General features: G+C 70.6%; 2 protein-coding genes and 1 pseudogene. All 3 read right to left on the minus strand.

Annotation, left to right across the window (positions count from 1 at the left end):
- Positions 1–574, minus strand: a 574-nt coding sequence (locus WBA11_RS17355) for a polysaccharide deacetylase family protein (protein WP_424521900.1), incomplete at its 3' end; no start/stop codon positions are given.
- Positions 575–644: 70 nt separating this feature from the next.
- Positions 645–1844, minus strand: a complete 1200-nt coding sequence (locus WBA11_RS17360; RefSeq protein WP_424521901.1) for a glycosyltransferase — start codon at positions 1842–1844, stop codon at positions 645–647.
- Positions 1841–2391, minus strand: a pseudogene (locus WBA11_RS17365) (hypothetical protein); the annotation flags it as partial. The gene WBA11_RS17360 and the pseudogene WBA11_RS17365, both read right to left, overlap by 4 nt.

Below are 2391 nucleotides of genomic sequence, written 5' to 3' on the forward strand. Positions count from 1 at the left end.
GTGGGCCGTCGTGGAGGACCACGATGGATCCCGGTCTCGAGGTCTCGAGGATCTCGCGGGCCAGCGTCTCGGGCGAGCGGTCGAGGAAGTCGCCCGGCATCACGTCCCACAGGACGAGGCGGCGGCCGCTTTGTCGCGACCACCGGATGAGACCCGGCGTGACGCGGCCGTAGGGCGGGCGGACGTCTCGGACCGGGGCGCCCGCGATCTGGTCGAGCGTCGCCTCCGCGTCCTCGAAGGCCTCGAGGACGGGACCGGGCGTCATCCGCCACGCGCTTCGGTGCGGGCCACCGTGGTTCCCGATGCGGTGGCCGTCCTCGAGGATGGCATTCACGAGTTCAGAACGAGCGCGAGCGGGACCGGCCGACAGGAAGAACGTGGCGTGGGCGTCGTGCCGAGCGAGCGTGCCGAGCCAGAGCGGCGTGCCCTCGAGGTCGGGGCCGTCGTCGACGGTGAGGTACAGGAGCGGCCGGCCGTCGGCATCGTGCGTCGGGCCTCGGCCGATCGCGCCGGGGAGTAGGGCTGTCGCTACGCGTGCCGTGGTCGTGTCTCGCAAGCGTTGGACGGACAGCACAGGCGAACGGAAAGTCTTGGCGATGGTACGCCCGTCGTCTTCGAGGGCGGTGCGTCCTCGAGGACGCGGCCTACTGGTCGAGCTGTCGGCCCTTCCATTCGAAGCCGCCCCACGGGCCGAGCAGAAAGGCGAGTAGTGCTTGGGGTGCGTGGACGACCAAGTGGATCGGGTAAGCCGCGAGCAACGGCTCGAGGCCGAACCGCCGGGCGGCAGGGACGAGGACCGACAGGTCGCCGATGGCTTTCAGGGCGAGCGCCACGGCGAGCCACACCCGCAGGCCAGGAACGAACGGGGCCGCGATCATCGTCGCGACGAGCGGGACCATGAACGCGGCGACGCCGGCCAGCATCCACTTGAGCGACGGCGGGTAGTTGGCGCTCTTCGAGGCCCACCGCTTGCGCTGGTGGACGAACGCGTGGACGTCGCGGACGGGCTCCGTCACGACGAGCGCCCTGGGGTCGGAGCAGAACCGGACATCGAGAGGAGTCCCGTAGGCCACCTTCTGCATCAACAGCTCGTCGTCGCCGCTCGTGACGTGGTCGATGCCGGAGAAGCCGCCGAGCGCCTCGAATGTCTCGCGTCGGTAGCCGACGCACGCGCCGTTGGCCAGGCTCGGCCGCCCGACGCCGATGCCGCCCGCTCCGCACGCCATCACGCCGAAAAAGTCGAGCGCCTGGAGACGGACGAAAAGACCGTCCTCGGGGCGGACCTCGAAGGTGACGGGGCCGGACACGAACGCGATCTCGGGTCCCTCGAACTGCGCTGCCATCGAGCGGGCCCACATCGCCGGGACGACGCAGTCGGCGTCCGTCGTCAGGATGATCTCGCCTCTCGCGTGGATGACGGCCTTCTCGATCGCCCGCTTCTTGTGCGCCCGGTCGCGCCGGCGGTTCTCGGGGACCTGGACCAGCCGGAGCTGCCCCTCGCCTTCGGACTCGTCGTCCTCGAGGACGGGACCGGCCAGGGCCGGGGTAGCGCGCATCCGCTGGCGGACGCGCTCGGCGGTCCGGTCGCTGCTGTCGTCGTCCACGACGATGATCTCGAGGCGGTCGGCCGGGTAGTCCATCGCGAGGATCGAGTCGACGCATGGCCCGATCGTCTCCTCCTCGTCGCGAGCGGGGACCACGACCGTGATCGTCGGCAACCGATCATCGGCCTCGAGGGCGTCCGTTCGGCGCGCCTCGCGCTGGAAGCCGACGGCCCACGATGCGAGACGGGCCACGTACCCGAGCCCGGCGATGCACAGCAGGACGCCCCAGATCGTGGTCACGCCTCGGCCTCGAGGACGGGAGCGGACGACGCGCGACGGCGGAGCTGGAGCTGGAGAAGGAACGGGGCTCCGACGAGCGCAGGCAACAGCAGGTTGAGCGCGAACAGGGCGAGCGACGCGTCGAGGGCGGCCGCGGCCGGGACGCCGTACGCACCCATGAAAAAGACGGCCGCGCCCTCTCGGACGCCCAGGTCGCCCAGGGTCACCTGGGGCACGGCGCTCTTGGCAAAGAAGATGAGCGCGACGCTCAGCCACAAACCGCTCCACGCTGCCTCCGGGGCGACGGCGTGGGCCAGCATGACGAACTGTCCCGAGAACACGACGTAGCGAAGGCTCGAGAGGGCCAAGAGCATCACGCCCTCCTCGCGTGGGATCTTGCCGAACGCCGACACCGCTCGCTCGACGGGCTTCCACGGCAGCAGCGTGGTCACGATCGTCCGCGCCACGCTGGGAAACAGGACCAGAATGAGGATCGCGCCGGTCGCGATCGCCCCGAGAGCCGTGACGGTCGGCCACAGCGGCGAGGGCGAGGCGACGGCCGAGAGGT

Source organism: Rubrivirga sp. (assembly GCF_049648075.1).
In the GTDB taxonomy this organism is placed as follows: domain Bacteria; phylum Bacteroidota; class Rhodothermia; order Rhodothermales; family Rubricoccaceae; genus Rubrivirga.